The following is a 17591-nucleotide window of genomic DNA, read 5'->3' as shown; positions in this document are numbered from 1 at the left end:
TGAATATCTATTAGATGTAAATGGAATATAGATAGAGCGTTGTTTCGCTGCCGGCAAAATCGCAAACCGTCGATGAGGGTCGTCCCATGAGCAATGCCGCACTCGCCGTAAAACCCGTTTCTCACGCGTTGGAAATTCACCCCGTAGCCGGGCGTATCGGTGCGGAAATCCGCGGCGTGCACCTGTCCGGGGAGCTGGATGCCGCCACCGTCGAAGCAATCCAGCAGGCGCTGGTTGACTACAAAGTGCTGTTTTTCCGCGAACAGACTCAGCTCGACGATCAGCGTCAGGAAGCCTTCGCTCATCTGCTCGGCGAGCCGGTAGCGCACCCCACCGTGCCGGTACGCGAGGGCACTCGATATCTGCTTGAGCTGGACGGCGCCGAAGGTCAGCGCGCCAATTCCTGGCACACCGACGTGACGTTCGTCGACGCCTACCCGAAAGCCTCGATCCTGCGCTCGGTGGTCGCCCCGGCATACGGCGGCGATACGCTGTGGGCCAACACCGCAACGGCATACAGCGGCTTGCCGATCGAGCTGCGTGAACTGGCCGACAAGCTCACCGCCGTGCACAGCAATGAGTACGACTATGCCGGGGCGAAGCCGGACGTCTCTGCGGAAAAACTGGAGCGCTATCGCAAAGTCTTCACCTCGACCGTTTACGAGACCGAGCATCCGGTGGTGCGAGTGCATCCGATCAGCGGCGAAAAGAGCCTGCTGCTGGGGCATTTCGTCAAACGCATCAAAGGCTATTCGCAGGCAGATTCGGCGCACCTGTTCGGCTTGTTGCAAAGCCATGTGATCCGCCAGGAAAACACCGTGCGCTGGCGCTGGCAGGCCGGTGATGTGGCGATCTGGGACAACCGCTCGACGCAGCATTACGCGATTGATGATTACGGCACCCAGGATCGCGTGGTGCGCCGTGTGACGCTCAAGGGCGAGGTGCCAGTCGGGGCTTCGGGGCAGCGTAGTCAGACCATCAAAGGGCGTGACTGAAGATCAAAAGCCCCTCACCCCAGCCCTCTCCCGGAGGGAGAGGGAGCCGACCGAGTTGTCTTGCGTTGTACGTCGACCTGAAAGACCGAGCCGATCATTGGTTCGGTACATGACTTTCATGTCGATGCAGCTTCTGAATATCCCCCAATCAGTCCCCTCTCCCTTTGGGAGAGGGTTAGGGTGAGGGGCTCTTGATGCTACCAAACCCCAATCTGAACCACCTTCTCGCTTTCCGGCTCTCCATAACGAAACCGCTGCCCGCGCAAGTCGATCTCCTGATGGCTGATGGTCGTACGCCGCTTCAGGCCGCGCACCCACTCAAACAGATACCCCGCATGCTCCTCGCGCACCGCCGCGTACGCCGGGTCATCCCCCAGATCACGCAGTTCCTGCGGGTCATTCAACAGATCAAACAGCTGCGCTCGAAAGCCGTCGTACGCCAGGTATTTCCAGCGCTCGCTGCGCACCATGGTCATGCGGCAACGGTCGATCGGTTGGTCCAGTCGTTCCCGCGCCGGTGCCTGAAAGGCGTAGTCGTACTCGCTGATCGCATAGCGGCGCCAATCGGGATTTTCTCCGTGCAGCAGCGGGATCAGTGAACGCCCTTCGAGCCGATGTTCCGCGCCCGGTAATCCCAGCGCTTGAAGAAATGTCGGCAACCCATCAATGGTTTCCGCCAAGCGATCATCGACAGTGCCACGGGTGACATCCGCCGCCGGCCGAGGGTCACGCACGATCAGTGGCACGCCCACCGCCTGCTCGAGCAGAAACTCCTTCTCGCCCAGCCAATGATCGCCAAGGAAGTCGCCGTGATCGCTGGTGAACACGATCAACGTGTCATCCCAGCGCCCGTTGCTCTGCAGAAAATCGAACAGCCGCCCCAACTGATCGTCCACCTGCTTGATCAAGCCCATGTAGGTGGGGATTACATTCAATCGTACTGAATCGCGGGAAAAGTTGAGGCTTTCCTCATGTTGACGAAAGGCAGCATATACGGGGTGTTTGCTGGCTTCAGAGGGCGATGCGCGGACCGGTTCGAGAATCGATTTCGTACTGTACAAGGCGTGGTATGGCGCCGGTACGATGTAGGGCCAGTGGGGTTTGATGTACGAGAGGTGTAAACACCAGGATTTCTTGCCTTGCTCAGCGATGAAGTCGATGGCGCGATTGGTAGTGTAGACAGTCTCGGAGTGTTGCTCGGGAATTCGTGCTGGCAAATTCGCATGACGCATTTTCCAGCCACTGAGAATTTCACCGTTCTCGCCTTCGGCGGCGTTCGCCCAGTCGTGCCAGGGATTGCGGCCGTCGAAGCCGTGTTCGCGCAGATAGTGGGTGTAGGGCGCGGATTCGCGCTTGTCGTCGAATAAAGGATCGTCGGGGTAGATGCCGTCGTGGCGCAGGTACGGTTCGAAGCCGACCTCATTGAGCAACTCGGCTTGCGCGCTTTGCGGATTGATCGCCAGGCGCTGCAAGGCATCGACATTGGCCGTGGCGTGGGTCTTGCCGACCAGTGCAGTGCGAATGCCGTGAGGCCGCAGGTAATCGCCGATCGTCAGTTCATCCAGCGGCAATGGCACCGCATTCCATGCCACTTGATGACTGCTGACATAGCGCCCGGTATAGGCCGACATCCGCGACGGGCCGCAGATCGTGCCCTGGGTGTAGGCACGGCTGAAACGCACGCCTTCGGCGGCAAGGCGATCAATGTTCGGTGTGTGCAGATGTGGGTGGCCGTAGCAGGACAGGTAATCGCGGCGCAGTTGATCGCACATGATGTACAGCACGTTGCGCACGGGGTTGGGCGGGGTGGGCATGGGGTTCACCGGTCAGTGGGACAGGTGAGGGTTTTCGCCGTCGGTGGGGGTGTTCGGCAAGTGCATTTGGGGAATGGGGTTTATGCAGGGATTGCATCAGCCTCTTCGCGAGCAGGCTCGCTCGCACATTTGAAATGCGTAATTCCTGTGGGAGCGAGCCTGCTCGCGAAGGGGCAGCTCAGACAGCAAAATTCTCCAGCGAACACACCTCATCATCCACCGCATCAATCGCCTTGATCTGCTCGATCATCGCTTCGGCCAACGGTGACAACCGATACCCGGCGCGGCTGACAATCCCATAGCGGGTATACAGCTCCTCCAGATCATCGGCGAGACCTTCGATCTTCAGACAGACCAGCTCACCCTTGGCCAGATGCAGCGCATCGGAGTACGCCCCGACAATCCCGATCGCCTCCGATCGCAGCACCACGCTCAACAGACTCGAGCCGTTTTCGCATTCCACATTCGGGGTGAAATCCGGGCGACCGCTGAGGTCGACGATGACCTTGCGCAGGTTCGGCGGGCGGATGCTGACCGCAAGTGGATAACTCAGCAACTGCTCGGCGGTGATCCGTTCAAACGCCGTCAATGGATGCCCGGCGCGGCAGCAGAAATGCCATTTGCGCGCGCGCAAGCGGTGGGTCTGGTAATCCGGATCCGCCTCGAACTGCCGGGTGTCGGCGACGAAAAACTCGAACTCTTCGCTGAGCAGGCGTTTGCTCAGGCTTTGCCAGTCATCGACCTGAAATTGCACCCGTGCTTTCGGGTAGCGACCGATGAAGGCGCCGATCGCTCGCGGGATCAATCCGGCCGCCGGCGCCGGCCCGCAACCAAAGCGCAATTCTCCTGCTTCGAGGCCGTTGAACTGGCTGATCTCGTTGGCCATCTGCTGCGCACCGCTGACCAGCCGCCGCGCATGTTCAAGCAGGACCTGGCCCTGTTTGGTCGGCGGCAATTCCTTGCGCCCACGGTCGACCAACTGGCAGCCGACGCTGTGTTCCAGCGCCTGAATGCTACGGCTGAATGCCGACTGCGACAGGTTCACCGCCTGCGCGCCAGCGACGAAGCTGCGTTGTTCAGCTAGGGCAATGAAGTGACGAAGTTGGCGCAAGTCGATATGCATTTTTCACATAAAAAATATCCGGGAAATGCATTGGATATGCATTAGGTCGACTCCTTATAAAGGCAATCTCTTATGCAGTAAATATTTGTAAATCCATAAATAAATAACTGAAAAGAATATGCAGTACTGAAGATGTCTGTGTGTTTTTTGACCAGGAGCCGCGCCATGAGTCCGTTGAACCTCGCGTCACCCCCATCACCACGACGGCTCAAACGCCTGCCTTTGGCGCTGTTGCTGGCCGGCAGCGCCAGTTGGACTCACGGTTATGCCGCCGAATCGGAAGCCCCGGCGCCGGTCCCGGCAGGCAAAGCGGCGGCCAGCGGTTCGCAGCTGGAAACGGTGACCGTCACCACCCGCCGCCGCGAAGAAAGCTCGCAAGATGTGCCAACGCCGATGAGCGTGGTCAGCGGGCAGAATCTGGAGACGCAGCGGGTCTACCGTATTCAGGATTTGCAGCAACTGGTGCCCAGCGTCAACGTCGCCTACATGCATGCGCGCCAGTCCAGCGTGTCGATCCGCGGTCTGGGCAACAACCCGGCCAGTGATGGCCTTGAAGGCAGCGTTGGTCTGTACATCGACAACGTCTATCTGGGCCGTCCGGGGATGGCGGTGTTCGATCTGATGGACATCGAGCAGCTCGAAGTTCTGCGTGGGCCGCAGGGCACGCTGTTCGGCAAGAACACCACCGCCGGGGTCATCAACATCAGCACCCGCGCGCCGTCATTCACGCCTGAGCGCAGCATCGAAACCTCGGTCGGCGAGGACGGTTATTTCCAGACCAAGGGCACCATTTCCGGGCCGCTCAATGATCAGTTGGCCGGGCGCTTTTCTGCTTACCGCACGCGCAGTGACGGCGACATCAAGAACGAATACGACGGCCACGACCTTAACGGCGGCTCGCGCGAAGGCTTTCGCGCCCAGCTGTTGTTCAAGCCCAATGAAGATTTCAATCTGCGCTGGATCGGCGATTACAACGAAGAAGATTCCAGCGCCGGTACCCGCGTGCTGTACAACACCGGGCCAACGATCAACGGCGTCAACCTGTATGAATCGCGGGCCAGCGCGGCCGGGGCGACGCTGGTCAACGGTCGGCACCGTAAGGTCAATCTCGACAACGACCAACACGTCACCGTGCATCAGGGCGGCACTTCGGTGGAGGCCAATTGGACGTTGCCGAGCGACTTTACCCTGACGTCGGTCAGCTCGTACCGCTTTTGGAATTTCACCCCGCGCAATGACGACGGCCTCAACGTGCCGGCCAGTTACAACGCCGGCGTGTCGGTGGAAGACAAACAGTACTCGCAGGAATTTCGCCTGGCCTCGCCCAAGGGCGAGTTCTTCGATTACGTGGTCGGTGCCTACTATTTCGGCTCGGATCTGGACAACAAATCCTTCGCCTATTACGGCCCGCAGGCCGACATCTGGAACGGCACCCCGGCCGGCGCCCTGGCCAATGTCACCAGCGTCGGCAAGGGGCATATCAAGACCGACAGTTTCGCCCTGTTCGCCCAAGGCACCTGGCACCTGAGCGAACGCCTGGATTTCACCGCCGGGGTGCGTGGCACCTACGAAGAGAAAAACGCCTCGGTCAGCCGCAACGCGCCGCTCGGTGGCGTGGCGGTGGCGGGCGCGGGAGCCAATGCGCGTCGCGGGCGTGCCGGCGTCTACGATTCCGGAGACTTGAATCAGTACAGCTCCAGCCCCTCCGGACTGCTCAACCTGAGCTATCGCATCACAGATGACGTGCTCGGTTACGCCACGCTGTCCCACGGCGAAAAATCCGGCGGGGTCAACCTCGCGGTCGGCTCTGCGCCGACCGCTGGCGCCGACTCGCTATTGATCGGCACCGAGCGCGCGAACAACGCCGAACTCGGTTTCAAAAGCACGCTGTGGGATCACCGCCTGCAACTCAACGCCAACGTGTTCTGGACCCAGGTCAACGCCTACCAGACCAACGCCTATGACGCCGCCAACCGCGTGCAATACCTGACCAACGCCGGCTCGGTACGCTCGCGCGGCATCGAGTTCGAAAGCACCGTGGTGCCGCTACGTGGCCTGACGCTGAATTTCAACGGCTCGTACAACGACGTCAGCTACCTCTCCTACAAAGATGCACCGTGCCCGCCGGAAGTCAGCCAGGCCCCGGGTGCACCGGCCTCCTGCGATCTCAGCGGCCATCAAGTGGTCGGCGCGTCGAAATGGATCGGCAACGCCAACGGCGAATACAAATGGAATCTGGATAACGGCTTCGAGCCCTACGTTACTGGCAGCTATGCGTTCCGCTCCAAAGCGGTGGGCACGGTCGAGGATTCCGACTACGGGCAGATCCCCAGTTACGCGGTGGTCAACCTCTCCACCGGCCTGCGCGGCGATTTCAATCAGGGCCAGTGGGATGTTTCGCTGTGGCTGAAAAACGCCTTCGACAAAACCTACTACACGACCCTGTGGACGGGCGGCAACGGCGGCTATGAAGGCTTGCTTGGCACGCCGCGAACCCTCGGCGTTACCGGTCGTTACGACTTCTGACGAACGCATCTGATGACAAGCTATCCAGTTTTGTCATCAGATGTGAACCTATGAAGTTTTATCCAGCTTCAACCCACAACCTCACCGATACCCCTCGTTCAAGTGGCTTTAACGGCATGACAATAATTATGACCACCAATTCCTGTGGCTAAATAAAGGGCTATTTCAGAACGCGCAAACAGTATTGAACTGCGCATTTCTGCTGTTCGATCTGAATAACAGGCATGATTCCTTTTAGGAAAAAACCGGAACTGTCCATGTTGCTGAAAATCTCTCTCTGGCCTGACGGGATCTCTGTCCAGACCCCTGACGTGGTCTTCTGAACGACAATCGGCGAACCACCATCATTAGTGACTTCAAAATCGGGAGTCGAGGTAACTTTGTTTTCCCTTTTACCGGTTTTCTCAGTGGCGGAGGGGGCGGAGTCTGAAAAAACGACGTAGAGCTTTTCAGGCTCGGTTTTCATTGAGACTGACACATATCCCGGTGAAGGCGGGTTCTGGGGAGGGTTGAATAAACCTCCCGCTGTTGGAAGTGCGTTAACACTATAGCTCTCTCCTGGGGCTATCGACGTCTCAGGCTGTCCGTACACTCGAGCATAAACTGTTCCCGACCTGAAGCCGTTTTTGAACTCAGTGCTTAGATACGGCGTTTTATTCCTTTCTTCTGCCTGAACTGTAAGCGGTAATAAGGCGGCAAGCGCAATACACAAAATTCCAGTTTTCATGACGATCTCCGTAGATTTATGGCCGCTTTGATTTGATAACAAAGCCAAGGAGCTCGCTACTGTCAGAAATTACAGGATTTTAAGATCTACAAGATTCCTTCGTAATAAAAAAGCGCGTTTTCGCCGATCTTGGTTATTGATGCCCTTAGCGAATATTTTGAATGCCTAAAACGCATGTTGCGTTATAGCGGGCAGCTACAGCCTGCGTAAATCGAGGGTTAGCGAGCATGCTGCGAATTTAATATTCTTTTTGGGCATATCCATGGCGTTAAAAATTACTTTCCGAGATAAGCACTTGGCTTAATTATTAGCTCATTGATCGCCGTAGAGATTTAACCGGCGGATCAACAGCCGAACGCAAAAGACCGCAGGGAGTTGAACAATGGGCAATGTCCAGACCGCCGCCAGCGCAGGGGAATTGCTGTGGCGGCAAACGCCGAGCGGCGAACTGGTCGATCTTGGCCGGCCGCACCGTGTGCCGTTGGGGCAGTTGCGTTTACAGCGTGCACCCAAGGGTATTTTGAGCCGGCGCGAAACCCTTCTGCTCGGTGTGCTCGCGTTGGTCGTGCACGGCGTGGTGATTTATTGGGTCAGCCAGAAACCGACGCCAGTGCTCCCGGTGGTACCGCCGGAAATTCCGCCGATGACCATCGAGTTTTCGCGTCCGGCTCCGCCAGCGCCGCCGGTTGTGGTGCCGCCGCCGCCGGCGCCAGTGGTCGAACCGCCGCCGCCAGTGGAAGACGAATTAGCGGTCAAACCGCCGCCGCCCAAGCCGATTCCCAAACCCAAACCGGTGGTGAAACCTCCGCCCAAACCTGCGCCCAAGCCGGTAGAGCAGGCGCCAGCACCAGCGAAACCGGCAGCCCCGGTCGCCGCGCCAGCGCCTCCTGCGCCACCGGCACCTGCGCCTGTTACCCCGGCGTCAGCCAACGCTGCGTATCTCAAAAATCCGGCACCGGAATATCCGTCGCTGGCCCAGCGTCGCGGTTGGGAAGGCACGGTGCTGTTACGGGTGCACGTGTTGGCCAGCGGCAAACCGGGCGAGATCCAGATTGCCAAAAGCAGTGGCCGGCAGCAGCTCGACGACGCAGCGCTCAACGCTGTAAAGCGCTGGAGTTTCGTTCCGGCCAAGCAGGGTGATGTTGCTCAGGACGGCTGGGTCAGCGTGCCCATCGATTTCAAGATTCATTAAACCGAAACCAAATTCGCGCGAAATGTTTACACGAGGGAACACATCATGACGTTACTGGCATCTCCACTGGAATCCATCGAAAGCGCGGTGATCTGGCTGCTGGTGGTTTTTTCCGTCGCCACTTGGGGCTTGGCGCTGCTCAAGGCTGTGCAGTTCGGCCGTCTGAAGGCGCAGGATCGGCGCTTTCATAAACGTTTCTGGGCGGCGTCGAGTCTGGATGCCGCCGCCGAGTTGAGCGAAACCCAGCCCGGTGCCGCCGCACGGGTGGCGCAGGCCGGTTACGCGGCAATCCAGGTGGGCGAGGCGCCGCAGGCGAATGATCTGAGCCAGGCGATCAACCATCAGGATCGCCTCGAGCGCGCCCTGCGCCAGCAGATCGTGCGTGAACGGCGCTCGCTGGAAACCGGTCTGGCGGTGGTCGCAAGTATTGGCAGCACCTCGCCGTTCATTGGTCTGTTCGGCACGGTGTGGGGAATCATGGAGGCCTTGAAAGGCATCAGCGCTGCCGGTTCGGCAAGCCTGGAAACGGTGGCAGGCCCGATTGGCGCGGCACTGGTCGCGACCGGTGTGGGGATCGCCGTCGCGGTGCCGGCGGTGCTGGTTTACAACTACTTTCTGCGGCGTCTGAAATTGACCGCGGCGGATCTGGATGACTTCGCCCACGACTTCTACAGCCTGGCGCAGAAGAGTGCATTCCGCGTACTGATCCACCCGACCGCGCACAAGGTGGCGACGCCGGGCAACGCGGCAAAAGTGAAGGAGGCGTCCTGACATGGCCTTCTCTACGCAAGACACGGACGAGGTGCTCAGCGAAATCAACGTGACGCCACTGGTGGACGTGATGCTGGTGCTGCTGGTGGTCTTCATCGTCACCGCGCCACTGCTGACCAACGCGATACCGATCAACCTGCCGAAGACCGAAGCGGTGGCGCCGGTCGAGCAGAAGGATCCGCTGGTGGTGAGCATCGACGGCGCCGGCAAGCTGTTCATCAACAAGGACGAGATCCAGCCTGACTTGCTCGAATTCAACCTGAAGTCGGCCAAGGCCAAGGACCCGGAAGTGCGCGTGCAATTGCAGGCCGACGACGGGGTGAACTACGGCGAAGTGGCGCGAGCCATGGCTTCGATCGAACGGGCAGGGATTACCAAATTGTCGGTGATCACTGCGCGGTGACAGATGTTGTTTTTCCGGGGCCGTTTCCTTGGCAGGGTGCGGCCCTTTTTTTATGCATTTTTTGCCCACGACACCCTCCAATGTGGGAGCGAGCCTGCTCGCGAAGGCGCCATTCGCCACAACATCTTCGTCGACTGATGCACCGTATTCGCGAGCAGGCTCGCTCCCACAGACTTAATGCGCCATATGCATTATGGGTCTTAATAAATAGCTTCTTATTCCTTAACGAATATAACTCCTCTCCCTATACTCGACCCAGAACAGACACGACGCAGGAGAGCTCCCCATGCGCAACGAATCAATCCGTTACCTGATTGTGCCGGGCTGGCAAGGATCGCCAGAAGATCATTGGCAAAGCCATTGGCAGAACAGCCTGCCGAACAGTGCGCGGGTCGAACAGGCCGATTGGCTGACACCGCGCCGTGAGGACTGGGTCGCCGCGCTGGCCGAAGCGGTTGCTGCCGACAGCACGCCGGTGATTTTGATTGCTCACAGCCTCGGCTGCATCACGGTCGCCCACTGGGCGGCGACGGCGCCGTTGCAATACCTGCGTCAGGTGCGCGGGGCGTTGCTGGTCGCGCCGGCCGATGTCGAGCGTCCTGCCTGCGCGCCGGCACTGCGCAACTTCGCACCGATTCCGACGGACCTGTTGCCGTTCCCCAGCCAGGTCGTCAGCTCCGACAACGACGCCGCCGTCAGTGCGCCGCGCGCTTTGGAGCTGGCGCGCAATTGGGGCGCGGAGGCGGGGATTCTCGCTGGGGCCGGGCACATCAACGTCAAGTCCGGGCATCAGCGTTGGGAGCAGGGTTTTGCCTATCTCTATCGCCTGCAAAACCGCCTTGAACACCACGCCCGCCGTCGCGCCTGACCTTATTTTTCAACGCCCCCGTCGGCTGGCGGTTTTGGGCGGGAGCCTGCCATGAGTTTCGAAACCTTCGGTCAGCCCTTGCTGACCTTTCCCGATGCGGAAAAAAGCCCCCTGAGCATTCGCGCCAAAGCGCTGGTGTTTGTCGATCCGCGCTCGCGGCAATTGCGTGAAGAACTCGAACAACTGGCACCACGTTCGATCTCGGTGTTGATCCGCGGCGAGACTGGCACCGGTAAAGAGCTGCTGGCCCGGCACATCCATCGCGCCAGCGACCGCAGCGGTCTGTTCGTTTCGGTGAACTGCGGCGCGATCAGCCCGACCTACGCCGATGCCGAACTGTTCGGCTACGCCGCCGGCAGCTACAGCGGCGCGGCCAGCAGTCGCGCCGGCTGGTTCGGTTCGGCCAATGGCGGCACCTTGTACCTGGATGAGATCGGCGACCTGCCACTGCCGATCCAGATCAAGTTGCTCGCGGCCCTGGAAAACCACGAAGTCACCCGCGTCGGTGCACATCAGCCGAGCCCGGTGGATGTGCGCCTGGTCGCCGCGACCAGTATTGATCTGGCCCAGGCCGTGGACGCCGGAAAATTCCACGAGCGGCTCTATCACTACCTCAGCGAGGGTCATCTGGAGCTGCCGGCATTGCGCGCGCGCACCGGCGACATCCTCTCGCTCGCCGAGTATTTCCTCGGCATCTACAGCCAGCGTCTCGACCTGCCCGTGCCACTGATCAGCGAAGCCGCGCAGCATGTGCTCGAACAACACAGCTGGCCGGGCAACACCCGCGAGCTGGAAAACGTCATTCACTTCGCCCTGCTGGTCAGCACAGGTGACGAGATTCTGCCGGAGCATCTGAACCTGCCGCCGGTGCTGACGCAGATCGAAAGCCAGATCAAACAGATCCTGACCACCGGCTCCACCGCTGACCAAGCCGCGCTCAAGCAACTTCTGGCGAACGCCAAACTCCGGTAGGAGCTGCGGCACGCTGCGATCTTTTGATCTTCAGCTGTCTCAAAGCCTTGAAAATCAAAAGATCGCAGCCTTCGGCAGCTCCTACAGTTGAGGTAGAGCTGTATGAACAAAATGGAATATGAAGCTGAATAAACGTTATTGTCCGGGAATAAAAAATCCGGGTATTGTCCGCCTCACGCCAGCGATATCACTTCACTGGCACACGTATTAATGCCGTCGTCGATGACGACCGTGATTTTCGATAAGGACACTGCATGAAAAAGGTTCTGTTGTTTACCGCATTGGCGGCTGCGCTCACGGCTTCTTTCGCCAACGCCGGCGAGAAACTGGTGGTTGCCGCAACGCCGGTGCCACACGCTGAAATCCTCGAGCTGATCAAGCCGACCCTGGCCAAAGAAGGCGTGGATCTGGAAATCAAGGTTTTCACCGACTACGTGCAACCGAACGTACAAGTTGGCGAGAAGCGTCTGGACGCCAACTACTTCCAGACCCTGCCGTACCTGAACAGCTTCAACCAGGGCAAATACAAGGACGACAAATCCAAGTACCTGGTGACCGTGCAGGGTGTCCACGTTGAACCGTTCGGTGGCTACTCGAGCAAGTACAAGACCCTGGCTGAACTGCCGGACGGCGCTACCATCGCCATCCCGAACGAAGGCAGCAACAGCGGCCGTGCCCTGATCCTGCTGCAGAAGGCTGGCCTGATCGAACTGAAAGACCCGAAAAACGCCTTGGCGACGCCGAAGGACATTGCCAAAAACCCGCACAACTTCAAGTTCAAGGAACTGGAATCGGCCCTGCTGCCACGCGTACTGAAAGAAGTTGATCTGGACATGATCAACACCAACTACGCCCTGGAAGCCAAGCTGAACCCGACCAAGGATGCGCTGGTGATCGAAGGCGCTGACTCGCCGTACGTGAACTTCCTGGTGGCCCGTGAGGACAACAAGAACAGCGACGCGATCCAGAAACTGGCCAAGGCCCTGACCAGCCCGGAAGTCAAAGCCTTCATCGAGAAGAAGTACAGCGGCGCGGTGTTGCCGGCGTTCTGACCTGACGCTTGAGTGAATCCGCTTCAGACGTGAAAACGCCGATGGCCAGTGATGGGCATCGGCGTTTTTGTGTGTGCGTTGAAAAGCCCCTCACCCTAACCCTCTCCCGGAGGGAGAGGGGACTGAATGGGGGATGCTGTAGAGGTCCGCCGACCTGATCGCGCGTCGCTGAATCCATAGTCGACTCGGTCCTTCAGGTCGATGTACGACGAAAGACACTGCGGTCGGCCCCCTCTCCCTCGGGGAGAGGGCTGGGGTGAGGGGCTTTTGATTTACGCTGTGGTCTTCAACGCCCGGCGCAATGCCCTGAGCAATTTCACAATGTCCTGCGGATCCAGCCGCTGCGGCACTTTTACGTCCATGTTGTTCTTCCTTGTGGTGAATGGGCCGGAGAGTCTGGCCAAAAGCTGTTCGTCCTTGGAGGTCTTTCGTGAAAAAAAGATCCGTCCTACAGCGCAAAGAAAAATAGCCTTCTTATTCTTTCCCGGCAAACCCACAAGATAGTTTTTTGAGTGATATCAATATGCTTTAACGGTATTTAAATTCTTGTTTTTATACCTATAAAGTCAGTGCCTGCCGGACAGCCACCCGCCGTCCATGGATTGCATCACCGCCGCTTACCGAGCGGCGTCAGGACGCTTCATGACTTTCGACTACGCCTTTATCCTCAGCACCCTGCCGGCCTTTCTCAAGGCCGTGGGTGTGACGCTGCAGGTCGGATTGATCGCGATCGGCACTTCGCTGCTGGTGGCGCTGCTCAACGCGACGATTCTGGTGTTCCGCACGCCTTACCTGGGAAAACTGGTCGGCCTCTATGTAGAGCTGGCGCGCAACACGCCGCTGCTGATTCAGCTGTTCTTCGTCTACTTCGCTTTGCCGGCAGTGGGAATCCAGGTTTCCGGGTTCACTGCGGCAATCATCACCATGACTTTCCTTGGCGGTGCCTACCTCACCGAAGTGCTGCGCGCCGGCGTCGATGCGGTGCCCCAGGCGCAACTGGAATCCGGGCGTTCGATTGGCCTGTCGCACGGGCAATTGCTGCGTTACGTGATCCTGCCGCAGGCGGGGATTCTCAGTTTGCCGGCGCTGTTCGCCAATTTCATTTTCCTGCTCAAGGAAACCACCGTGGTCTCGGCGGTGGCGGTGCCGGAAATCCTCTACACCACCAAGAGCTACATCGCGCTCTACTACAAAACCTACGAAATGCTCGCCGTGCTGACGCTGATCTGCGTGCTGCTGTTCCTGCCGCTGTCGCTGTTGCTCAGCCGTCTGGAAAGGAGGCTCCAGCATGGCCAGTTCGGGTCTTGAACTGCTCTGGGTGTCGTTGCCACAACTGGCCAGGGGCGCCGGGCAAACCCTGTCGATCTCGTTTCTGAGCATCGCCATCAGTACGGTCGGCGGCGTGCTTTACGGCGTTTTGCGCACGTTGAACGTAACGTGGCTGAACGTGATCCTGAGGGTGTATCTGGAACTGTTTCGGGCGATCCCGGTGCTGGTCTGGTTGTATCTGCTGTTCTTCGGTTTGCCGATTTTCTTCGGCCTGAGCCTGCCGAGCTTCTGGTGCGCGGTGCTGGTGCTGTCGCTGTGGGGCGCCAGCGAGGTCGGCGAAGTGGCGCGCGGTGCGCTGCATTCATTACCGCGCGGGCAGCGCGAAGCGGGGCTGTCGATCGGTCTGAACGCTGCGCAACTGTATGGCTACGTGCTGCTGCCGCAAGCACTCAAGCGCATGACGCCGCCGACCATCAACGTCTACACGCGGATCATCAAGACCAGTTCGCTGGCGGTGCTCATTGGCGTCGTCGATGTGATCAAGGTCGGCCAACAGATCATCGAGCGCACTTACGAATCGGTACTGATCTACGGCGCGCTGTTCCTGTTTTTCTTTTTCATCTGCTACCCGCTCTCGGCCGCCTCACGCGTGCTGGAACGGCGCTGGACGCAAGCATGAGCGCACTGATCGAGTTTCACGGCTTCAACAAATTCTATGGCGAGCAGCAGGTGCTCAACGGCATCGACCTGCAAGTGCAGAGCGGCGAAGTGATCGTCATTCTTGGCCCCAGCGGTTGCGGCAAAAGCACCTTGCTGCGTTGCCTCAATGGTCTGGAAGAGGCGCACAGCGGCAGCCTGAGATTCGTCGGCCGGGAGCTGCTGGACAAAGCCACTGACTGGCGCGAAATCCGTCAGCAGATCGGCATGGTGTTCCAGAGTTATCACCTGTTCCCGCACATGAACGTGCTCGACAATCTGCTGCTCGGCCCGCTCAAGGTGCAGAAGCGCCAGCGCCGCGAAGCGCAACAGCAGGCCGAAGCCTTGCTTGAGCGCGTCGGTCTGCTGGACAAGCGCGATGCTTTCCCGCGCCAGCTCTCCGGCGGTCAGCAGCAACGCATCGCCATCGTCCGGTCGCTGTGCATGAACCCACGGGTCATGCTCTTCGACGAAGTCACCGCCGCCCTCGACCCGGAAATGGTCAAGGAAGTGCTGCAGGTCATTCAGGGCCTGGCCCGCGAAGGCATGACCCTGTTGATCGTCACCCACGAAATGGCCTTCGCCCGCGCGGTGGCCGACCGCATCGTGTTCATGGATGCCGGGCGCATCCTTGAACAGTCCCCACCCGAGATTTTCTTTACGAACCCGCAAACCGCACGCGCGCAGCAGTTTCTGGAGAAGTTCTCCTTCGTTGCCACACTGCCAGAAACGAATCCGACAAAGGAACTGGAACCGCTATGAAAACTGCCGCTCTGTTAATGCCTCTGCTCAGCCTCGCCTTGCTTGCCGGTTGCGGCAAAACCGAAGAGCCGCCAAAGCCGAAGGTCGCCAGCGAAAGCGCCGCGCCTGCCGGTTATCTGGACAAGATCAAGGCCCGCGACAAATTGATCGTCGGTGTATTTACCGACAAACCACCGTTCGGCTTCGTCGATGAGGCCGGGCGCTACGTCGGTTTCGACACCGACATCGGCCGGCGCTTCGCCAAGGATCTGCTCGGCGATGAAAACAAGGTCGAGTTTGTTGCCGTCGAGCCGGCCAGCCGCATTCCGTTTCTGCAAAGCGACAAGGTCGACCTGATCCTCGCCAACATGACCGTCACCCCGGAGCGCAAGGAAGCGGTGGAATTCACCAACCCGAACCTCAAGGTGGCCGTGCAGGCGCTGGTGCCGCAGGGCAGTTCGGTGAAGAAACTCGATGATCTGGCGACGCGCACCACGATTGTAACCACCGGCACCACCGCTGATATCTGGCTGACCAAGAACCACCCGGACTGGAAACTGCTCAAGTTCGAGAAGAACTCCGAGTCGCTGCAAGCCTTGGCCAATGGCCGCGGCGATGCCTATGCGCAGGACAATCTGGTGCTGTTCAGCTGGGCCAAACAGAATCCCGGCTATCGCGTGCTCGAGGAAAAACTGGGCGCGGAGGCGCCGATTGCGCCGGCCGTGAAGAAGGGCAATCTGGAGTTACGTGACTGGGTCAACAGCGAGCTGGCCAAACTGGGCGAGGAGAAATACCTGCTCAAGCTCTATGACCAATATGTGCGTAAAGAGCTGAGCGATGACACCCGGCCTGAGAGTGTGATTGTTGAAGGGGGCAAGTGGCAGGGGTGATTGCCTGTTGGATCGGCGGGGGGGGTTGCCCCCCACCCCACCCCCCCCCCGAGGGGGGGGGAGCCGACCGAGTTGTCTTGCATCAGAATCGACCTGACAAACCGAGTCGATTATGAATTCACAGAAGCATTTTCAGGTCGACGCAATTCTCGCAAACAACTCGATCAGTCCCCTCTCCTCTGGGAGAGGGTCAGGGTGAGGGGCTTTTCGCTGGCACCCTCAATCCGGCCAGTGCCACGCTGGCTCATCCAGCACCCGCTGGCCGACAATCCCGGTCTGCCCCAGCGTCTTCTCCAGCACGATGCAATTGCACTGCGGATCTTCCTGCAATGCCGAGATCAGCCGCCGCGCGTGGGACACCACCCACACCTGGCATTGCTCTGAAGCGCAGATGATCAGTCGCGCCAGCGCCGGCAGCAGGTCCGGATGCAGGCTGGTTTCCGGTTCGTTGAGCACCATCAGCGATGGCGGTCGCGGAGTCAGTAGGGCTGCGACCAACAGCAGATAGCGCAAGGTCCCGTCCGACAGCTCTGCCGCTGACAACGGCCGCAGCAAGCCTTCCTGATAAAACTCGATGGCGAAACGGCCACCGGCCAACGGCGCGATGTTCAGTCGCGCGCCGGGAAACGCATCGCTGATCGCCGCGCTTAACGCCTGCGGGTCGCCGATTTCGATAATCGTCTGCAAGGCTGCCGCCAGATCGCGACCGTCGTGGTGCAACACTGGCGTGCGCGTGCCCAATTGCGGCTGACGCACCGGCGCGTCGGCATCGCTGCGAAAGTGATCATAGAAGCGCCAGCGGCGGATGAACTCGCGCATCTGGAACACTTCCGGCGAGCTGCGCAGATTGCCGACCTGATCGAACAGGCTGTCGAAGTTCGGCGTGTGTTGCGCCAGCACATCCCAGGTACGACCTTCGCGGGCGCGAATCATCGGGCCGTTGCGGTCGACCAGCAGGCTCGCCGGGCGAAACACCGGGCCGGCCCAGATGCATTCACGTTTGATTTCCGGATCGAGCGAAAAACAGGAACGGCTCGGCTCCGGCAGGCCCAGGCCAATGGCGTAACTGAAATCCTCGCCGGCAAATCCCAGGCGCAACCGTTTCACGCCCTGGCGCACCGTCGCCTCGATCGCCACCTCACCGTTGCGCATGCGCCGGCTGATGGTTTCCGGCCCGGCCCAGAACGTCGATTCCAGCCCGCCCTCACGCGCCAGCGCATTGACCACGCCGCCCTGCGCGGTTTCCGCCAGCAGGCGCAGGGCGCGATAGAGGTTGGACTTGCCGCTGCCATTGGGTCCCGTAATGAGGTTCAGGCGCCCGAGCGGAATCACCAGTTTGTTGATCGAGCGGTAATTGGCCACGGCCAGGGTATTGAGCATGGAATTCCTTCTCTTCGGGCGGCCCTTGGAGGAGCTGCCGCAGGCTGCGATCTTTTGATCTTGAAAAAGCAAAGATCGCAGCCTTCGGCAGCTCCTGCACGGAAATGTTGTGATCGCTCAGGCGAACGTTGAACCCTGTTCTAAGCTCACAGTCGTATCGTCACTTGCACGT

16 protein-coding genes are annotated in these 17591 nt (G+C 59.5%); 12 read left to right on the top strand and 4 right to left on the bottom strand.

Annotation, left to right across the window (positions count from 1 at the left end):
- Positions 1–86 precede the first annotated feature (86 nt).
- Positions 87–995 (top strand): TauD/TfdA dioxygenase family protein, encoded by a 909-nt coding sequence (locus AEQ63_RS02250; protein WP_064361621.1) that lies wholly within the window; start codon positions 87–89, stop codon positions 993–995.
- A gap of 197 nt (positions 996–1192) precedes the next feature.
- On the opposite strand, the gene AEQ63_RS02245 is transcribed toward AEQ63_RS02250, so the two are convergent.
- Both AEQ63_RS02245 and AEQ63_RS02240 read right to left on the bottom strand, forming a co-directional pair.
- Positions 1193–2809: an alkaline phosphatase family protein gene (locus tag AEQ63_RS02245; RefSeq protein ID WP_064361620.1), complete on the bottom strand. Its 1617-nt coding sequence runs from the start codon at positions 2807–2809 to the stop codon at positions 1193–1195.
- A gap of 178 nt (positions 2810–2987) precedes the next feature.
- Positions 2988–3932, bottom strand: a complete 945-nt coding sequence (locus AEQ63_RS02240) for a LysR family transcriptional regulator (RefSeq protein WP_042608540.1) — start codon at positions 3930–3932, stop codon at positions 2988–2990.
- Between the two features lie 165 nt (positions 3933–4097).
- Between AEQ63_RS02240 and AEQ63_RS02235 the strand changes: the two genes are divergently transcribed.
- Positions 4098–6458, top strand: coding sequence for a TonB-dependent receptor (locus AEQ63_RS02235; protein WP_064361619.1), 2361 nt, complete (start codon positions 4098–4100; stop codon positions 6456–6458).
- 160 nt (positions 6459–6618) lie between these two features.
- On the opposite strand, the gene AEQ63_RS27625 is transcribed toward AEQ63_RS02235, so the two are convergent.
- Positions 6619–7185 carry a hypothetical protein gene (locus AEQ63_RS27625; RefSeq protein ID WP_133247404.1) on the bottom strand — a complete coding sequence of 189 codons (567 nt, stop codon included), beginning with the start codon at positions 7183–7185 and terminating at the stop codon, positions 6619–6621.
- Between the two features lie 382 nt (positions 7186–7567).
- Here AEQ63_RS27625 and AEQ63_RS02225 point away from each other — a divergent pair, with 382 nt between their 5' ends.
- From AEQ63_RS02225 to AEQ63_RS02180, 10 genes are all read left to right on the top strand, one after another.
- The gene (locus tag AEQ63_RS02225) at positions 7568–8377 is read left to right on the top strand and encodes an energy transducer TonB (RefSeq protein ID WP_064361617.1); all 810 of its coding nucleotides are present in this window, start codon (positions 7568–7570) and stop codon (positions 8375–8377) included.
- 45 nt (positions 8378–8422) lie between these two features.
- Positions 8423–9148, top strand: a complete 726-nt coding sequence (locus tag AEQ63_RS02220) for a MotA/TolQ/ExbB proton channel family protein (protein WP_042608544.1) — start codon at positions 8423–8425, stop codon at positions 9146–9148.
- Between the two features lies 1 nt (position 9149).
- On the top strand, positions 9150–9551 hold the full coding sequence (locus AEQ63_RS02215) for an ExbD/TolR family protein (RefSeq protein WP_007972930.1): 402 nt from the start codon (positions 9150–9152) through the stop codon (positions 9549–9551).
- A gap of 286 nt (positions 9552–9837) precedes the next feature.
- Positions 9838–10419, top strand: a complete 582-nt coding sequence (locus AEQ63_RS02210; protein ID WP_064361616.1) for an alpha/beta hydrolase — start codon at positions 9838–9840, stop codon at positions 10417–10419.
- A 51-nt stretch (positions 10420–10470) separates the two neighbouring features.
- On the top strand, positions 10471–11391 hold the full coding sequence (locus AEQ63_RS02205) for a sigma 54-interacting transcriptional regulator (protein ID WP_064361615.1): 921 nt from the start codon (positions 10471–10473) through the stop codon (positions 11389–11391).
- A 254-nt stretch (positions 11392–11645) separates the two neighbouring features.
- A complete protein-coding gene (locus tag AEQ63_RS02200) occupies positions 11646–12443 on the top strand; it encodes a MetQ/NlpA family ABC transporter substrate-binding protein (RefSeq protein WP_042608547.1) in 798 nt (265 codons plus the stop codon).
- A 642-nt stretch (positions 12444–13085) separates the two neighbouring features.
- Positions 13086–13751 carry an amino acid ABC transporter permease gene (locus AEQ63_RS02195; RefSeq protein WP_064361614.1) on the top strand — a complete coding sequence of 222 codons (666 nt, stop codon included), beginning with the start codon at positions 13086–13088 and terminating at the stop codon, positions 13749–13751.
- Complete coding sequence (locus AEQ63_RS02190) at positions 13732–14391, top strand: amino acid ABC transporter permease (RefSeq protein WP_064361613.1); 660 nt, start codon at positions 13732–13734, stop codon at positions 14389–14391. Before AEQ63_RS02195 ends, AEQ63_RS02190 begins: the two co-directional genes overlap by 20 nt.
- Positions 14388–15170, top strand: a complete 783-nt coding sequence (locus tag AEQ63_RS02185) for an amino acid ABC transporter ATP-binding protein (RefSeq protein ID WP_064361612.1) — start codon at positions 14388–14390, stop codon at positions 15168–15170. The genes AEQ63_RS02190 and AEQ63_RS02185 overlap by 4 nt, the downstream gene beginning before the upstream one ends.
- A complete protein-coding gene (locus AEQ63_RS02180; protein ID WP_042608551.1) occupies positions 15167–16039 on the top strand; it encodes a transporter substrate-binding domain-containing protein in 873 nt (290 codons plus the stop codon). The genes AEQ63_RS02185 and AEQ63_RS02180 overlap by 4 nt, the downstream gene beginning before the upstream one ends.
- 219 nt (positions 16040–16258) lie before the next feature.
- Here the strand turns inward: AEQ63_RS02180 and AEQ63_RS02175 are convergent, their stop codons facing one another.
- Positions 16259–17419, bottom strand: coding sequence for an AAA family ATPase (locus tag AEQ63_RS02175; RefSeq protein ID WP_064361611.1), 1161 nt, complete (start codon positions 17417–17419; stop codon positions 16259–16261).
- Between the last annotated feature and the right edge of the window lie 172 nt (positions 17420–17591).

Origin of the sequence: Pseudomonas sp. RIT-PI-o (genome assembly GCF_001297215.1) — a bacterium.
GTDB classification, from domain to species: domain Bacteria; phylum Pseudomonadota; class Gammaproteobacteria; order Pseudomonadales; family Pseudomonadaceae; genus Aquipseudomonas; species Aquipseudomonas moraviensis_A.
This window is presented reverse-complemented; position numbering and strand designations above follow the sequence as displayed.